Below are 16165 nucleotides of genomic sequence, written 5' to 3' on the forward strand. Positions count from 1 at the left end.
TACCGATGACGCACGCGAACGACCGCAAGTACTGGGACCCGCAACTCGAAACCCAGAGCCGCGCCGACTGGAACGCGCTCAAGCTCGGCCTGCTGAAGACGCATCTGAAGCACGCCTACGACAACTCGCCTTACTACCGCAGCAGCTTCGACGCCGCCGGCGTGAAGCCGGAAGACCTGAAGACACTCGCCGACCTGCAGCGCTTCCCGACCATCGACAAGAAGATCCTGCGCGAACGCCAGGAAGCGAAGCCGCTGCTCGGCGACCTCGCCGCGGTGCCGGAACGCGAGGTGGTGTATGTGTCGGCCTCGTCCGGCTCCACCGGCGTGCCCACGGTGTCGCCCTTCACCCAGCAGGATTTCGACGACTGGATAGCCTACGAGGCGCGCCAGTTCTGGTCTTCCGGCCTGCGTCCGGAAGACCGCTACGCGCACTCGCTCAACTTTTCGCTCTTCATCGGCGGCCCCTGCGTGCTCGGCGCGCAGAAGCTCGGCGCGCTCAGCATCCACGCCGGCACGGTGCCGTCGGAGCGCCTGCTCGCCATCCTGCGCCAGTTCCAGGCCACCGCGATCTGGACCACGCCGTCCTACGCCTGGTACCTGGGCGAGACCGCGCAAAAGGAAGGCATCGACCCGAAGAAGGATCTGGCGGTGAAGCGCATCTTCGTCGCCGGCGAGCCCGGCGGCTCCATTCCCGAGACCCGCGCCCGCATCGAGGCGCTGTGGGGCGCCGAGGTGTACGACTACTACGGCCTGTCGGACATCTTCGGCTCCTGCGCCGGCATGTGCGAGGAGAAGGACGGCCTGCACTGGGCGGAAGACCACATCCTGGTCGAAGTGCTCGATCCCGAGACCGGCGAGCCGGTCGCCCCCGGCGAACGCGGCGAAATGGTGCTGACCACGCTGAAGAAGCGCGCCCGCCCGCTGATCCGCTTCCGCACCGGCGACATCGTCAGCTTCACCGATGAGCCCTGCGCCTGCGGTCGCACCAGCCAGCGCCTGCTCGGCGTGCATGGGCGCCGCGACGACATGCTGATCGTGCGCGGGGTGAACATCTTCCCGAGCGACGTCGAGGCCATCGTGCGCAAGGACCACGACTTCAGCGGCGAATACCGGCTGGTGATCGAGCGCATCGACCACCTCGACCGCCTCACCATCGAGGTCGAGCGCGCCGCCGCCTTCCCCGGCACAGCCGACGCGCTTGCCGACCGCCTCGCCCACCGCGTCAAGGCGATCACCGGCGTCGGCGCCCACATCGCGGTGCTCGACCCCGACACCCTGCCGCGCGCCACCCACAAGGCGAAGCGGGTGGAAGACCGCCGCGGCCAGGTGTGGACTGCCTGAGCGACGAGCCGGCCAAACGCCTGCGTCCTTGATCCGTCGCCGCTTGCCCGCGGCGACGAAAAAGGTTTGACCGTCCGCGGCCGCGCCACCTACACTCGCCGCCGTTGAAGGTTCCCCGCCCGGGGATTAAATGGGAAGCCGGTGCCGAGCCCTGCTCGAATTCCGGCGCTGCCCCCGCAACTGTAATCGGCGAGCGCTTCGCCACCCCATGCCACTGGATGCGTTCCGGGAAGGCGGGCGAAGCGCGACGACCCGAGAGCCAGGAGACCTGCCGCAACGTCCATCCTTGAAACAGACGGGGCGGGGTGTCCCTGGCAGAGGTTGCGCGTGTTTTTCCTGCGATACGTTCGTAGCGGCAGTGTTCGCCCGGCCACCGGCCAGGCCGTTGCCGCGCGCGTTTCGCGCCCCGGACCGCCGCCGACGATGCTCCGCCCCCCACAACGGAGACGAGTCGTGCATTGCTACCCCCTGGCGCCCGGCGCCTGCGCCCATAACGAAACCGCGCTCAACGCCCTCCTGCGTACCGGTGCGCTGCTGCCCGCCACGCTGCGATCGCTCAGTTTCGCACTGCTGTCGGGATGCGCCCTGCCCGCCTTCGGCGCCGGCATCCCGACCCTGCAGGAAGTAACCGTCGCCACCGACGGCAAGGACCTGATAGGCGTCGCGGATTCGGCCAGCGAAGGCACGGTGACCGCCGGGCAGCTCGCCACCCGCCCGCTGCTGCGCCCGGCCGAGGTCATGGAGGCGGTACCCGGCATGGTGGTGACCCAGCATTCCGGCGACGGCAAGGCCAACCAGTACTTCCTGCGCGGCTTCAACCTCGACCACGGCAGCGACTTCTCCACCCATGTGCTCGGCATGCCGATCAACATGGCCTCGCACGCCCACGGCCAGGGTTACATGGACCTCAACTTCCTGATCCCGGAGCTGATTTCCAGCGTGAAGTACCGCAAAGGCGTGTATGGCGCCGAGGACGGCGACTTCGCCACCAGCGGCAGCGCCCGCATCGACTACGTCCGCGAGCTCGATGCGCCCTTCGTCGAGTTCGGCTTCGGCCAGAACAACTACCGCCGTCTGCTCGCCGCCGGCAGCACCGCGCTCAACGACGACCTGCGCCTGCTCGCCGCGGTGGAATTCACCGGCAACGATGGCCCCTGGGATCAGCCGGAAAACCTGGTGAAGAAGAACGCGCTGCTGCGGCTGTCCTCCGGCACCGCGGCCAACGGTTTCGCCATCACCGGCATGTTCTACCGCGCCGACTGGACCGCCTCCGAGCATGTGCCGGAGCGCGCAATCGACAGCGGCGAGATCGACCGCTACGACACCCTCAGCCAGAAGGACGGCGGCAAGACGCACCGCTACAGCCTGGCCGGCGAATGGGCGCGCAGCGATTCCACCGGCACCACCCGCGCCAGCGCCTATGTGGTCGATTACGGCCTCAACCTGTATTCGGCGCCGTCGGGCTACATCAGCGGCCTGCAGGGCGACCAGCACGAACAGGCCGACGACCGCGTGCAGTGGGGCGGCGAACTGCGCCGCAGCTGGTTCCTCGGCCCGCAGTGGAAGGACACCGAACTCGCCGTCGGCGCGCAGCTGCGCCAGGACCGCATCGACAAGGTCGGCCTCTACAACACGGTCAATCGCCAGCGCACCGAGGTGGTCCGCGAGGACCGCATCACCGAGACCGCGGTCGGCGTCTTCGTCGATACCCGGACGCAATGGACGCCGTGGCTGCGCACCGGGCTGGGCGTGCGCTACGACGAGATCCACGCCCGCGCCAGCGCGCTCGCCGGCACCTTCAACATGGACAACGGCGGCCATACCGAAGCGCGCCAGACCAGCCCCAAGCTCGGCGTGGTGCTCGGCCCCTTCGAACTGCTCGGCCAGACCGAGTTCTACGCCAACTGGGGCCACGGCTTCCACAGCAACGACGTGCGCGGCGCCACGGCGCGGACGAATCCGCAGGACGGCAGCGCGGCCGAACGCGTGCCGCTGATCGTCAAGGCGCGCGGCAGCGAACTTGGGGTGCGCGCGGCGCCGCTGCCGGGCTGGAACACCAGCCTGTCGGTGTGGCGCATGACGCTGGATTCCGAGCTGGTGTTCGTCGGCGACGAGGGCATCACCGAACCCAAGGGCGCCTCGCGCCGCCACGGCGTGGAGTGGTCCAACTACTTCGCCCCCACGCCATGGCTGATCGTCGATGCCGACGTCGCCTGGTCGCGCGCCCGCTTCCAGGACGCCAACCCGGATAACGGCGGCCGCCGCGTGCCCAACGCGATTCCGCTCACCGCCTCGCTCGGCCTCAGCGTGGATGACGGCGGCAAGTGGTTTGGCGGCCTGCGCCTGCGCTACCTCGGCGCCTACGACCTGGAGGAGACCGGCGCGGAGAAATCCACCGCGTTCTGGATGGCCAACCTCAAGCTCGGCTACCGGGTGAGCAAGCAGATCGAGGCGACGCTGGACGTGCTCAACCTGTTCGACAAACGCGCCAACGACATCGAGTACTGGGGCGGCGCCTGCACCCGTGGCGAGGCCATGGCGGGCCTGGACGGTTGCGGCAGCGGCTCGGCGATCGACGGCCGCCTGGTGCATCCGCTCGAACCGCGCACCCTGCGCGTCGGCCTGCGAGTGAGCTTCTAGGCGGCCAGCACGCTGCGGCGCGGCAGTTGCACCGACCGGGGCAAGTCGACCTCGCCGTAGGCGAAGCCCTGCGCCCAGGCGCCCGCTACCGTCGCCAGCACGGCACGCTGCTCGGACCGCTCGACCCGGATGAACACCGGCCGCGCGGAATGCGACAGCGCCAGTTCGGCGAAGGCGGCATAGTCCGCCAGCCGCAGATGGCGCGCATCGACCTTGACGAAGTTGGGCCGCACTTCCGCGAGCAGGCGGGTCAGTTCCGCCAGCGAGCGCACGTTGGCAGCAACCTTGAAGCCGTTGAGCCGATAGTTGGCCAGCACGAAGCCGAGCAGGCGCGGATCGGCGCAGGCCGCTTCCGGCGTTTCGATCACCACCCGCGCCGCCAGCCGGCGGTCCACCAGGTCGAGGATGCGACGGAAGGCGTGGCCGTGGTCCTCGCTCACGGCTGCCAGCAAGCGGCCGTGGACGTTGAGGAAGAGCAGCTCGTCGGCCGCCTCGGCGACGCCGGCCAGCGGATCGTTGAGCACATGCAGGGTGCGGCACAGGCGGTCGAGACCGACCAGCACCGCGTCGTCGGCCACCATGGAGAACAGGCTCCAGGGCGACAGGCTGAGGTCGCCGTTGGCGTGACTGCGCACGAAGGCCTCGCGCCCGACCCGGCGCGCATCGGCGGCATCCACCACCGGCTGGTAGATGCTGGACAGCTCGGCGCCGTAGAAGCGGCCGAGCACGCCACCGTCCGGGGCGCGCCGCAGGCTGAAACCCGGCCGCCAGTCGAGCGGCAGCCATTCGAAGTCGTCGCTGTCGGCTCGCTCCTTGTCGCCACGGTTCATGGCCAGTCTCCCGGTGTGGATGCAGGGGAGGCCAGTCTAAGGATCGGGCCATCCGCGCCAAACCAACAATATCTGCAATGTTTTCCAGCACTTGCCGGGAGCCTTGTTTTGCCGTTCGGCGAATATGCAATGCGGAAAATCTTCGTTCGCCGCCGTGCTGCGCGCGCGCAAACTGCAGTGCAACATCGTGTCCAGGTAGCTCGCCATGACCACCACACTCGTCGTTCCCGGACTGCACGGCAGCGGTCCGACCCACTGGCAAAGCTGGTTCGAAGCGATCACGCCGCAAGCGCGTCGCGTCCACCAGGCCGACTGGTCGCGGCCAGCGCTCGATATCTGGGCAGAAGAGGTAATCGATGCCATCGACGCCGCAGCCGGCGACGTCGTGCTGGTCGCCCACAGCTTCGGCTGCCTCGCCTCGGTGGCGGCCTCGGTGCACAGGCGCGACCGCATCGCCGCCACGCTGCTGGTGGCGCCGGCCGATCCGGCCAAGTTCGGCGTCGAAGCACTTCTGCCGGTCGCGGCACTCGGCTTCGACAGCATCGTGGTCGGCAGCACCAACGATCCCTGGGTCAGCCTGAATACTGCGCAGACCTGGGCCGCCCGCTGGGGCAGCCGCTTCGTCGACGTCGGCGCCAAGGGCCACATCAACGTCGATTCCGGCTTCGGGCCCTGGCCCGAGGGTTATGCCCTGTACGAATCCCTGCTGGGCGGCGTCGCCGTCGGCAGCACGCATGTCCAACCGCCACCCGGCGCAGCGCCGCCCCGTCCTATCGCAGGCCGGCCCGCGTCGCGGCTGACCCGCAAGGCAGGCGCGTTTGATATTCTCCCGTCACCCGGATGCAGGCCAGACGCCCACCTTGGCGGCGACACCGCACTGCCCCCGGCTCCGTTCCAATAACCACACCCACAAGGACCCGCCATGACCACCTGGTATGCAGACAATGCCCGCTCCATCGGCCACACCCCGCTCGTCCGCCTCAATCGCGTGACCGACGGCGCGCCGGCCACCATCCTCGCCAAGATCGAAGGCCGCAATCCGGGCTACTCGGTCAAGTGCCGCCTCGGCGCGGCGCTGATCTGGGACGCGGAAAAGCGCGGCCTGCTCGGCCCCGGCAAGGAAATCGTCGAACCCACCTCGGGCAACACCGGCATCGCGCTGGCCTTCGTCTGCGCGGCACGCGGCATTCCGCTGACGCTGACCATGCCGGAAACCATGAGCATCGAGCGCCGCAAGTTGCTGCTCGCCTACGGCGCCAAGCTGGTGCTGACCGAAGGCCCGAAGGGCATGAGCGGTGCGGTCGCCAAGGCGGAAGAGATCGCCGCTTCCGATCCTTCGCGCTACGTACTGCTGCAGCAGTTCAAGAACCCGGCCAACCCGGCCATCCATGAAGAAACCACCGGCCCGGAAATCTGGAACGACACCGAAGGCACGGTCGACATCTTCGTCTCCGGCGTCGGCACCGGCGGCACCATCACCGGCGTCAGCCGCTACCTGAAGAAGACGCGCGGCAAGAATGTGCTGTCGGTGGCGGTGGAGCCGACCGCCAGCCCCATCCTCAGCCAGAAGCTCGCCGGCCAGGAACTCAAGCCCGCGCCGCACAAGATCCAGGGCATCGGCGCCGGCTTCGTGCCGGAAGTGCTGGACCTCACGCTGGTCGACCAGGTCGAGACGGTGAGCAACGAGGATGCGGTCGACTACGCCCGCCGCCTCGCCCGCGAGGAAGGCATCCTGTCCGGCATCTCCAGCGGTGCCGCAGTAGCGGCCGCGGTCCGCCTGGCGCGCGATCCGCAGCACGCCGGCAAGACCATCGTGGTGGTGCTGCCGGATTCGGGCGAACGCTACCTCAGCTCCATCCTGTTCGAAGGCGTGTTCGACGCGGCAGGCTTGCCGACGAGCTGATCGCACCGACTGCCTGAGCGCCCCTGGCGCCGTGCCCGGCCACCCCGCGTGGCAGGCACGGCGCTTTTCTTTTGCGGCCCGGAACGCCCCGGCCACGCGGCATGCGCGGCGCGTAGCGGCGCGGTCGCATGCCCGCTGGATTGCTTTTGTAGCATTTTTGATGTATCTCGACGCCCGGCACCTGAAATACAGCTGTCGTATCCGGTCGAACGCGCGGTGAGGGATTCATCATCGCAACATCGAACAAGAACAATCCATCCACGGACACCCTGCGGGGTGCCGCATCGGGCGATAACGCGCGAATGAAGACTCCAGGTTCAGGGACCATGCCGAAGGTGCATCTGTTGGCCGGCTGCCTCACGCTCGCCTGTCTTTCGCATGCGCCGTCGTCACGCGCGGCCGGTCCGTCCGATGCCGATCTCGACAAGCTGATGTCGCTGTCGCTGACCCAGCTCATCGAGACGCCCATCATCACCGCATCGCGCCAGTCCGAGACGCGCGACCAGACGCCCTCGCACATCATCGTCGTCACCCGCGAGCAGATCCGCGAGCGGCGCTACAAGAACCTCGCCGACCTGCTCGAGGACATGCCGGGCGTAGACTTCCAGCGCGGCACCAAATCCTCCCAGTACAACCAGTTCGCGGTGCAGGGCTATCTCGGCCCCAGCCGGCTGGTGATCATGCTCGACGGTGTGCGGATAGGCCATCCCTCGGGCGGCAACATGCCGATCGCCGAGAACCTGGCGCTCTATCACGCCAAGCAGGTGGAATTCCTCTACGGTCCGGCGGCGGCGCTGTATGGCGCGGACGCGGTGGCGGGCGTGATCAACATCATCACCGACCGCGCCGGCAATCTGCCGGGATCGTGGGTCCAGGCCGGTGCCGGCGACTTCGACACCCAGGAGGCCTCGTTCATGGCCGGCTACAACGGCCAGGGACTCGCCTTCACCGTCGGCGGCCACCGCCAGCGCTCCGACCGCGCGCCGCTGGACAACTACTACCCCGACGAATTCCGCAAGGTGGACGCCAGGGCCGGCAACACCACGGTGGTGCCGGCCGCCGCGCGCGAGGACTACGTCGGCGACATCGCCAGCAGCAGCCTGTTCGCACGGCTCGACGTCGGCGAGCAGTTGAGCTTCGGCTACTACCGCAACGTGTTCCGCAGCCTGACCAGCACCGGCGACCCCCCGGCCACCGCGCTCTATCTCACCGATGCGCACTGGACGACGACCAGCGAGACCACCTATGGCAAGTACCGCTACATGCTCGATCCGGATCTTTCCGGCGAGCTGGTGGTGGACTATTCGCGCATGGAAGTGGATCCGGACTCCCGCTACAACAACAGCTACAACAACTTCACCCCCGGCTATTCCTACGTGCTCGGCGAGCGCATCGGCATCGAGAACAACCTCAACTGGCGCGTCGACGACACCCATCGCGTACAGGCCGGGCTGGGCTACCAGAAGCACTACGCGATCGAAACGGCGTCGCTGCCCGCGCCCTACGACACCGACCGCGGCGCCGGCAGCCAGGGCTATTACTATCCCAACACCACGCTGCCGCTGCGAATCTACGACGCCTCCTTCGAAAACCTGTCGATGTATGCCCAGCTCCAGTCCGAGTGGAGCCAGGCCTTCTCCACCATGGTCGGCGTGCGCCTGGACAGGCATTCCGACTACGGCCAGACGGCCAATCCGCGGCTGGGTGCCGTGTGGCGGGTCAATCCGCAGCACGTGCTCAAGGTGCTCTACGGCGAAGCCTTCCGCGCACCCTCGCCGGAAGAATCGCTGAGTTCCTTCGGGATCTTCGACGGCTCCACCGAGAACGGCCTTTACCGCGGCACCGGCTTCCGCATCCCCAACTTCAACCTCGATCCGGAAGAGGCGCGGACCACCAGCCTGACCTGGGACTGGCGGCCACGGACCAACTTCAACTTCGTGGCCAACCTTTACCATAGCCGCGTCGAGCGTCTGATCGTCACCCAGCCCTCCGCCGACACCCATGCGATTCCCGGTGCGGTGCTGGTCAATCCGGAAACCAAGGGCAACGCCGGCGTGCAGCGCCAGTACGGCCTCGACCTGATGGCGCAATGGCGCTTCAAGCTCGACGGGGCGTGGTCCGGCGACCTGTGGGGCAGCGCGAGCTGGATCCATGGACGCATCGACGAAGGCGATGGCGTGGAATGGGAGATTTCCCATGTGGCAGAGCGCAAATTCAAGCTCGGCACAACCTTCCGCTACCACGACATCCTCAGCATCACGCCCCAGCTGCTGGTGATCGGCGACACCACCAACGGCCGCAAGCAGGCGCCCTCGCCCGCACTGCAGCTGCCGCAGTCGTGCAGCGCCGACGGTGCGCCCGAACGCTGCCGGACGGACGGCTACACGGTGGTGAACCTGCATGTCGGCTGGCACAAGCTGTTCGACGGCAAGGCCACGCTGTGGATGGACGTCTACAACCTTTTCGACGAGCGCTACTACGCCGCGCACGGCTCGGGCAGCCGTACCTTCTGGAGCATGCCGCAACAGGCCCGCAGCTGGATGGTTTCGCTTGAATACCGGTTCTGAGCGGTCGGCGCTGCAGCCATGAAGCGGACACTCCGTCACACCCTGGGCACGCTTGCCTGCCTGGCGGCCCTGCTTGCGCCGCCCGGTTTCGCACAAGGCACGCCGGTGCCGGAATACGCGCTGAAGGCGGCCCTGTTCTTCAAGCTGCCGCCCTTCGTGTACCGGCCGGATACCGACCGCGGCACGCCGCTCGGCATGTGCCTGTTGGGCAGCAATCCGTTCGGCAACGCGTTGCAGAAGCTGGCGGCGTCCCCCATCGACGGCCGCCCGGTCAGGCTCAGGTTCATCGATGCCGGCAAGGAGGCCGCCAGCTGCGAGTTCGTGTTCATCAGCCGCAGCGAGGCCGACGATCTGGACACCGTGCTGCGGCGCCTGAGCGGCTATCCGGTGGTCACCGTTTCGGACATCGAAGGCTTTGCCCGCGCCGGCGGCATGGTCGAATTCGCGGTCGGCACCGAGGGCGCGATCGCCATCCTGATCAACCGCGCCGCGGGCCAGAAGCTCGGTATCGAGTTCAACGCCCAGCTGCTGCGCCTCGCCCGGGTGGTGACGCCATGAGCATGCCCCGCTCCTTCACCGACCTGCTACACCCGGAAACCATCCGCGGCAAGCTCATGGTGCTCTCGGTGGCCGGCCTGCTGTTCGGCGTGGTGCTGGTCTTCGCGCTCATCATCCATCAGCAGCAGCGCCTGATCCGCAACGAGTGGGCCGACTCGCTGAGCGCCCAGGCCCGTCTCATCGCCACCAACAGCGAGGCCGCACTCGCCTTCCAGGACCATGCCGAAGCCGGCCGCCTGCTGGCCGTGGTGCAGGTCAACCCTTTCATCCTGCGGGCCCGCCTGCTGGCCGGCCCGGAGCGCAGGGTGTTCGCCGAATACACCCGTGACGACGCGCCGCCGATGCCGCCCTCGCCCGCGGTGCGCGACGGCAGCGGCGACGCGCACTTCGCCGAAGGCTGGCTGATGGTGCATGCGCCGGTGCGCAGCGGCGACAACGGCCAGGCCTGGGTGGAGCTGGTCGCCTCGCTCGACGCCATGCGCCAGACCGAACGCAGCCTCGCGCTCGAGACCGCCACCTCCCTGCTGCTGGCGCTGATCCTGTCCTTGTGGCTCGCGGCGCGGATGGCGCACCGCCTGTCGGCGCCGATCGAGCGCATCAGTGCCCTCCTGTCGCGCATGTCCTCGAACGCGGCGCTCGACGAGCGTCTCGACGTACGCGGCAACGACGAGATCGCCCGCCTCGCGCACGGCCTCAACAGCATGATGGACACGCTGCAGGCGCGCGATCGCGAGCTGAACCAGTATCGCCTGCACCTGGAAGAGCTCGTCGCCCAGCGCACGCGCGAACTGTCCATCGCCACCGCCGAGGCCCAGCAGGCCAGCCGCGCCAAGTCCGATTTCCTCGCGCGGATGAGCCATGAGATCCGCACGCCGATGAACGCCGTGATCGGTCTTGTGCACCTCGCCCTGCGCACCGAGCTGTCGCCGCAGCAGCGCGATTACCTGCGCAAGATCCGCGGCTCGTCGCAGGCACTGCTCGGCATCATCAACGACATTCTCGACTTCTCGAAGATCGAGGCCGGCAAGCTGCACCTCGAGCACATCCCGTTCACGCTGCACGACGTGCTCGACAACCTCGCCAACATCATCACCGTCAAGGCGGCCGAAAAGGGTCTGGACGTCCTGTTGTCGCTCGATCCGGACATCCCCGACCGCATGTGCGGCGATCCGCTGCGGCTGAGCCAGATCCTGATCAACCTCGGCAACAACGCTGTCAAATTCACCGAACGTGGCGAGGTCGTGGTGGCCTGCCGGCTGATCGACAGGACGGAGGACGCGCTGCGCATCCGTTTCGCCATCACCGACACCGGCATCGGCATCGACGAGGCCCAGCGCAGTCGCCTGTTCCAGTCCTTTCACCAGGCCGACGGCTCGATCACGCGGCGCTTCGGCGGTACCGGCCTCGGCCTGGCGATCTCGAAACAGCTCATCGAAATGATGTCGGGATCGCTGGAAGTCGACAGCAGACCGGGGCAAGGCAGTACATTCTCGTTCGTCATCACCTTCGGCACCGTCGCCGGGGCACGGGAGCGCCATTACCTGGCGCCTGCCGAACTCCATCACAAGGCGGTGCTGGTGGTCGACGACAACGCCACCGCGCGCACGATGCTGCGCGCGACGATCGAACGCTTTCACTTTGTCGCAGAGACCGCCGCCAGTGGAGATGAAGCCATCGCCAGGATCAGGGAACGCGAAGCCGCCGGCGAGCCCGGCTATGCGGTGGTGCTGATGGACCGCCACATGCCTGGCCTGGACGGCATCGAAGCCGCGCGCCGGATCAAGCAGGATTGCAGCCTGCGCACACCGCCGCGCATCCTGCTGATGGCGGCCTACGACAAGGACCATGCCCTGCAGGACGCCGAGCACGGCGCCGGGCTGGACGGCATCCTCACCAAACCGGTCGGACCATCGTTGCTGTTCAACTCCCTGCTCAAGGTGCTCGGCCACGCGCACCACGCCGACCCGGACGAACTGCTGTTCGCCGAACTGCCGCCGCCGGGCATGGCGGGCATCCGCGGCGCACGCGTGCTGCTGGTGGAAGACAACCCGATCAACCAGCAGGTGGCGGCCGAGTTCCTGCAGCAGGCCGGGCTGCATGTCGACATCGCCATCAACGGCCGCGACGGCATGGAGCAGGCCTGTCGCGGCGACTACGATCTGATCCTGATGGACGTGCAGATGCCGGGCATGGACGGGCTGGAGGCTACCCGCCTCATCCGCGCGCAGGGCCTGCACACGCCCATCGTCGCGATGACGGCCCACGCGCTGGACGCCGACCGGCAGCGCAGCCTGGCAGCCGGCATGGACGATCACCTGACCAAACCGATCGATCCTGCCGAACTCGAAGCCACCCTGATGCGCTGGATCCAGCCCGCCGAGCGCCCACTCGATGCGGTGGCCGATGTTGCGGTGGCCGACACCACTGCCGCCCACGAACTACCGGCCATTGAGGCGCTGGATGTATCGGAGGGGCTCAAGCGCGTGGGCGGATCGACCCGCCTCTACCTGGACCTGCTGCGGGCGTTTCTCAAGGGGCATGCAGGCGACGCCGAGCAGATCGAAGCGCAGGTGGAGGGCGGCCAGTGGCAGTCCGCCGCGCGCGTGGCCCATACCGTGAAGGGCGTAGCCGCGGCCCTCGGCGCCGTGGAACTGCAGCCCGTCGCCGCCCGCCTTGAAGACGCGCTGCGCCAGAACAAGCACCTTGCCGCTACCGAAGCCTTGCCACCCTTCGCCCGTGCGCTCGACGACCTGTGCGCGGCGCTGGCCGCACACTTCGCCCGCGCGACCGAAATGCCGGACAGGCTGCCGACGCCGGAAGCTACGCAAGACGACGGCGAGACGCTCATCGCCGCGCTGGAACACGCGGCCGAACTCCTCAGCAGCGGCAGTTCGCGCGCCGAGCGAGCGATCGAAGCCATCGCGCCGGTGGCCAGGCTGCAGGGCCACGGCGCCGAAATCGAGGCCATCCTGGCCGCGATCGAAGATGTCGAATTCGAAACCGCCCATGCGCGGGTGCACGACCTGCTGGCACGATTCGAAAGGAAGCCATGATGCTGGAACGACAGAGAATCCTGGTCGTCGACGACGAGCGCATCAATCGCAAGCTGCTCTCCGAGCTGCTCGAGGTGCATCACGACGTGGTCGTCGCCAAGAGCGGCGAGCAGGCGCTCGAACGCATGCAGGCCGACACCGGCATCGACCTGATCCTGCTCGACGTCATGATGCCGGGCATGAGCGGCCACGACGTCCTGCGCCGTCTCAAGGGCAACGACGCCACCAAGGACGTTCCGGTGATCTTCATCACCTCGCTGAACTCGGTCGACGACGAGGAGATCGGCCTGGACCTCGGTGCGGCCGACTACATCATCAAGCCCTTCCACCCCGGCATCGTCCGCCTGCGGGTCGAAAACCACCTGCGCTTCGTCCGCCAGCGCAAGATGCTCGAAACCCTGGCCGGCCGCGACTGCCTGACCGAGATCGACAACCGGCGGCGCTTCGAGGAAGTGCTGGAACGCGAATGGCGACGCGCGGGGCGCGGCACCGGCCCGATGTCGCTGGCCATCCTCGACGTCGACTACTTCAAGCAGTACAACGACCATTACGGCCACGCCCGCGGCGACCAGGCGCTGAAGGCCGTCGCCAAGGCGCTGTCGGGCGGTCCGCACCGATCCACCGACTTCGTCGCGCGCTACGGCGGCGAGGAGTTCGTGATGCTGTTCCCCGGCACCGGGGCCGCCGGAGCGCGCGAGCTGGCCGAAACCGTACGCCGTGCGGTCGAAACCCTTTGCATTCCCCATGAATATTCGGCGATTGCGCCCCACCTCACGGTGTCCATCGGTGGCGCCACCAGCGAGGACTTCCAGGCGCCGGCGCTTGCCCTGGTCGAAGCCGCCGACAGCATGCTCTACCGCGCCAAGGCGGAAGGCCGCAACCGCGTCGTCTGGCTGGCCTAACGCCGCGCCGCCCGGCCGACACCGCTCGCCGGCCGCAGGCGCGGTTTTCCACTTGGCGGCGGACAGCCGGCTTCGGGTATGCTGGACGCAACGACAAGGTCTGGACCCGAGCCGTGATCAAGCGCCCACTGCCGTCCGCTCATGCGCACCCAGCCGCTGCCGCGCCCGCCGGCGGGCAGGCGTCGGGCGCGGTCTGCACCGACACCCGCGTACGCGCCACCGCGACCGGCCAAACCGGGGCATGGCGCAGCAGGATCGCCACCGTGCTGGCACTAGCCGTGGTCGCCTGCAGCCCCGCCGCCGACCATGAAACCACGCTGGACAAGGCCGAACTGCGCGCGGTGATCGCCGAGCTCGACAGCATGGCAAGGCACCCCGACCGCGCGGCCGATCGTCTCGTCGCCCGCAACGCCACCCCGGAACGCATCGACAAGCTCTTCCGCATGCCGGAGCTGACGGCACAGCGCTTCGAGGTCCGCCGCCAGGCGCTCGCCCTTGCCGGCCGCGGCAGCACGCTCGGCTTCGACCGCCCCTCCGAAGTGCTGGGCAAGCTGGCGGGCTGGTTTCCGGAACGTTTCGGCACGCCACAGGCGCGCAAGGGACGGCTGGGCAGCGCCGCCAATCGCCTGTACGGCCCCTATCCCGACTGGAACGCGGAGGCCACCGCCTTCATGATGCTGTGGGAATGCATGCCGCAGATCGCCTGGGAAGAGCCCGAGGCCAATCCCTTCCTGCAGCGCCGGAACGACAACAGCTTCGCGCCGCTGGCCGCCACCAACGCCAGCCAGCGCGAGATCCGCAACTGTGTCTTCGAGCTGTCCGGCGAACCGGACCACCTCGACATCCGGCAATCGCGCCAGGCTGCCAACGCTCGCGCCGCGGCGATCGGCGCCCGCGCCGCGCCGGTGCTGGCACAGAAGTTCGACGCCTACCTGCACGCCTCGGGCTGCAGCGGCAAGGGGCCGGACGACTGCGTGCTGCTGATGTGGATGTGGGCCGGCCTTGCGCCGGACGACGCCCGGCTGGCAGAAACCCTGCGCTGGCTCGAACCCGCGGTACGGCCCACCGGCGAACCGCCGCCGCTGAGCAAACCGGCCGAGGAATACGGCCCCGCCCCCCAGGAAAACAACGAGCCGCGTTTCGACGAAGCGATACGCAAGGCCGCCTTCCTGCGCGCCAAGCTCGACGCGGTGCTCCTCGGCCCGGCAAACTGGCCGGCCGATGCGCGCACGGAGTCCTTCCTGCAGCTGGCGCAGCTGCAGGCCTGGTTCGACGCCAACGTCGACCAGCGCTGGCACCCGCTCTATGCGATCGAACACCAGCACGACGCGCTCAACCCCTGGAAGGCGCTGGGCCAAGGGACGATAGACGTGCCGGTACTGCTGGACGAACTCGACGCCCTGCCCGCCGACACCGATTGTGCCACCCGCGAGGTCTGGTTCCGCCACGGTGGCCCCGCGGTCAAGGCCGGCCACGTTCTCCGCCAGCTTCGTCGCAACGCTACCCTCGTCTGCGGCGGCCCGGACTGGGCCTGGCTCGCAAAGGGCGAGACGCCGGCCGCCGCCACTTTGCGCGGACAGTTTCTGGAGAATCTCGGCGACTTGCGCGCCGGATTCGCCTTCGAAGGCATCGTCGACGGTCTCCTGGCTGGCTGCATGCCCGATCGCGGCACGGTATGGGCAGACCCGGCGTGCGCCGCCAACGTATCGCAGCCGATGACGGTGTCGGCGGACCGCCGGCACGACCTGCTGCACACCGCAGTCGCCCGCGATTGGCCGGCGCTCTCCCTGTCGCCGCCACCGCGCCACGGCGAGGCCAGCGCCGCCGCATTCGCAGAACAGACAGCTTGGCTGCAACAACTGGCACTGACTCACGGCCCGGAAGCGGCGACGCGCGCGGCTCGACTCGCGGCGGCCCTCGAACTGCGTGGCAGCCTGATACACGACGCTGCGGCCTGGCTATCCCCCAGCGGTATCCAGAGCGTGATCGAGCTGCAGTTGTCGCCGCATTTCGCCGGGCTTGCCGTCGACGGTGTCGGTCTGCAATCGTCACGCGTGCTCGTCCTGCTCGACGCCGACAGCCTGAGGACGGTCAGCGTGCCCGCCCGCTTCAGCTACCCGCAGGACGACGGCGGGCTCGCCGCCGTCACCGACATCGACGGCGACGGCTGGCCGGAAGTGTGGCTGGCGCCCAGCCACGCGTGCGCCGACCCGACACGTCCCTCAGGCCAGGATTGCACGACCGCCCCCCTGCGCATGGGCGAGGTCCGCGACGAAGTCCTGAGCTACTACAAGGACCACCGCCCTGCGCAAACGCCGCCCCACGCTGCCGGACCGCACTGAACCCCGCGGCGCGGGCGATCGGAGCGG

At 68.3% G+C, this 16165-nt stretch carries 11 protein-coding genes and 1 riboswitch; of the genes, 9 read left to right on the top strand and 2 right to left on the bottom strand.

The window, feature by feature from the left end:
- Positions 1 to 5: 5 nt before the first annotated feature.
- Entirely contained in the window at positions 6 to 1343 is a 1338-nt protein-coding gene (locus CJ010_RS15090) for a phenylacetate--CoA ligase family protein (protein WP_141018797.1), read from the top strand.
- 91 nt (positions 1344 to 1434) lie between these two features.
- A riboswitch (cobalamin riboswitch) is annotated at positions 1435 to 1634 on the top strand.
- 162 nt (positions 1635 to 1796) lie between these two features.
- A complete protein-coding gene (locus tag CJ010_RS15095) occupies positions 1797 to 3983 on the top strand; it encodes a TonB-dependent receptor (RefSeq protein WP_141018798.1) in 2187 nt (728 codons plus the stop codon).
- Here the strand turns inward: CJ010_RS15095 and CJ010_RS15100 are convergent.
- Both CJ010_RS15100 and CJ010_RS25175 read right to left on the bottom strand, forming a co-directional pair.
- Positions 3980 to 4813: an EAL domain-containing protein gene (locus CJ010_RS15100; RefSeq protein WP_141018799.1), complete on the bottom strand. Its 834-nt coding sequence runs from the start codon at positions 4811 to 4813 to the stop codon at positions 3980 to 3982. The two genes, CJ010_RS15095 and CJ010_RS15100, sit on opposite strands and share 4 nt — an antisense overlap.
- A gap of 36 nt (positions 4814 to 4849) precedes the next feature.
- A complete protein-coding gene (locus CJ010_RS25175; RefSeq protein ID WP_168224968.1) occupies positions 4850 to 5020 on the bottom strand; it encodes a hypothetical protein in 171 nt (56 codons plus the stop codon).
- Here CJ010_RS25175 and CJ010_RS15105 point away from each other — a divergent pair.
- From CJ010_RS15105 to CJ010_RS15135, 7 genes are all read left to right on the top strand, one after another.
- Complete coding sequence (locus CJ010_RS15105) at positions 5019 to 5714, top strand: alpha/beta hydrolase (protein ID WP_141018800.1); 696 nt, start codon at positions 5019 to 5021, stop codon at positions 5712 to 5714. The two genes, CJ010_RS25175 and CJ010_RS15105, sit on opposite strands and share 2 nt — an antisense overlap.
- Before the next feature lie 21 nt (positions 5715 to 5735).
- On the top strand, positions 5736 to 6716 hold the full coding sequence (gene cysK, locus CJ010_RS15110) for a cysteine synthase A (protein WP_141018801.1): 981 nt from the start codon (positions 5736 to 5738) through the stop codon (positions 6714 to 6716).
- Between the two features lie 326 nt (positions 6717 to 7042).
- Positions 7043 to 9283 carry a TonB-dependent siderophore receptor gene (locus CJ010_RS15115; protein WP_240794376.1) on the top strand — a complete coding sequence of 747 codons (2241 nt, stop codon included), beginning with the start codon at positions 7043 to 7045 and terminating at the stop codon, positions 9281 to 9283.
- Between the two features lie 18 nt (positions 9284 to 9301).
- Positions 9302 to 9841 (top strand): YfiR family protein, encoded by a 540-nt coding sequence (locus CJ010_RS15120; protein WP_141018802.1) that lies wholly within the window; start codon positions 9302 to 9304, stop codon positions 9839 to 9841.
- A complete protein-coding gene (locus tag CJ010_RS15125; RefSeq protein WP_141018803.1) occupies positions 9838 to 12894 on the top strand; it encodes a response regulator in 3057 nt (1018 codons plus the stop codon). The genes CJ010_RS15120 and CJ010_RS15125 overlap by 4 nt, the downstream gene beginning before the upstream one ends.
- Entirely contained in the window at positions 12891 to 13796 is a 906-nt protein-coding gene (locus CJ010_RS15130; RefSeq protein ID WP_141018804.1) for a diguanylate cyclase, read from the top strand. The genes CJ010_RS15125 and CJ010_RS15130 overlap by 4 nt, the downstream gene beginning before the upstream one ends.
- A 113-nt stretch (positions 13797 to 13909) precedes the next feature.
- On the top strand, positions 13910 to 16138 hold the full coding sequence (locus CJ010_RS15135; protein WP_141018805.1) for a hypothetical protein: 2229 nt from the start codon (positions 13910 to 13912) through the stop codon (positions 16136 to 16138).
- Positions 16139 to 16165: the final 27 nt, after the last annotated feature.

The sequence above is a fragment of the Azoarcus sp. DD4 genome, assembly GCF_006496635.1.
GTDB lineage: Bacteria > Pseudomonadota > Gammaproteobacteria > Burkholderiales > Rhodocyclaceae > Azoarcus.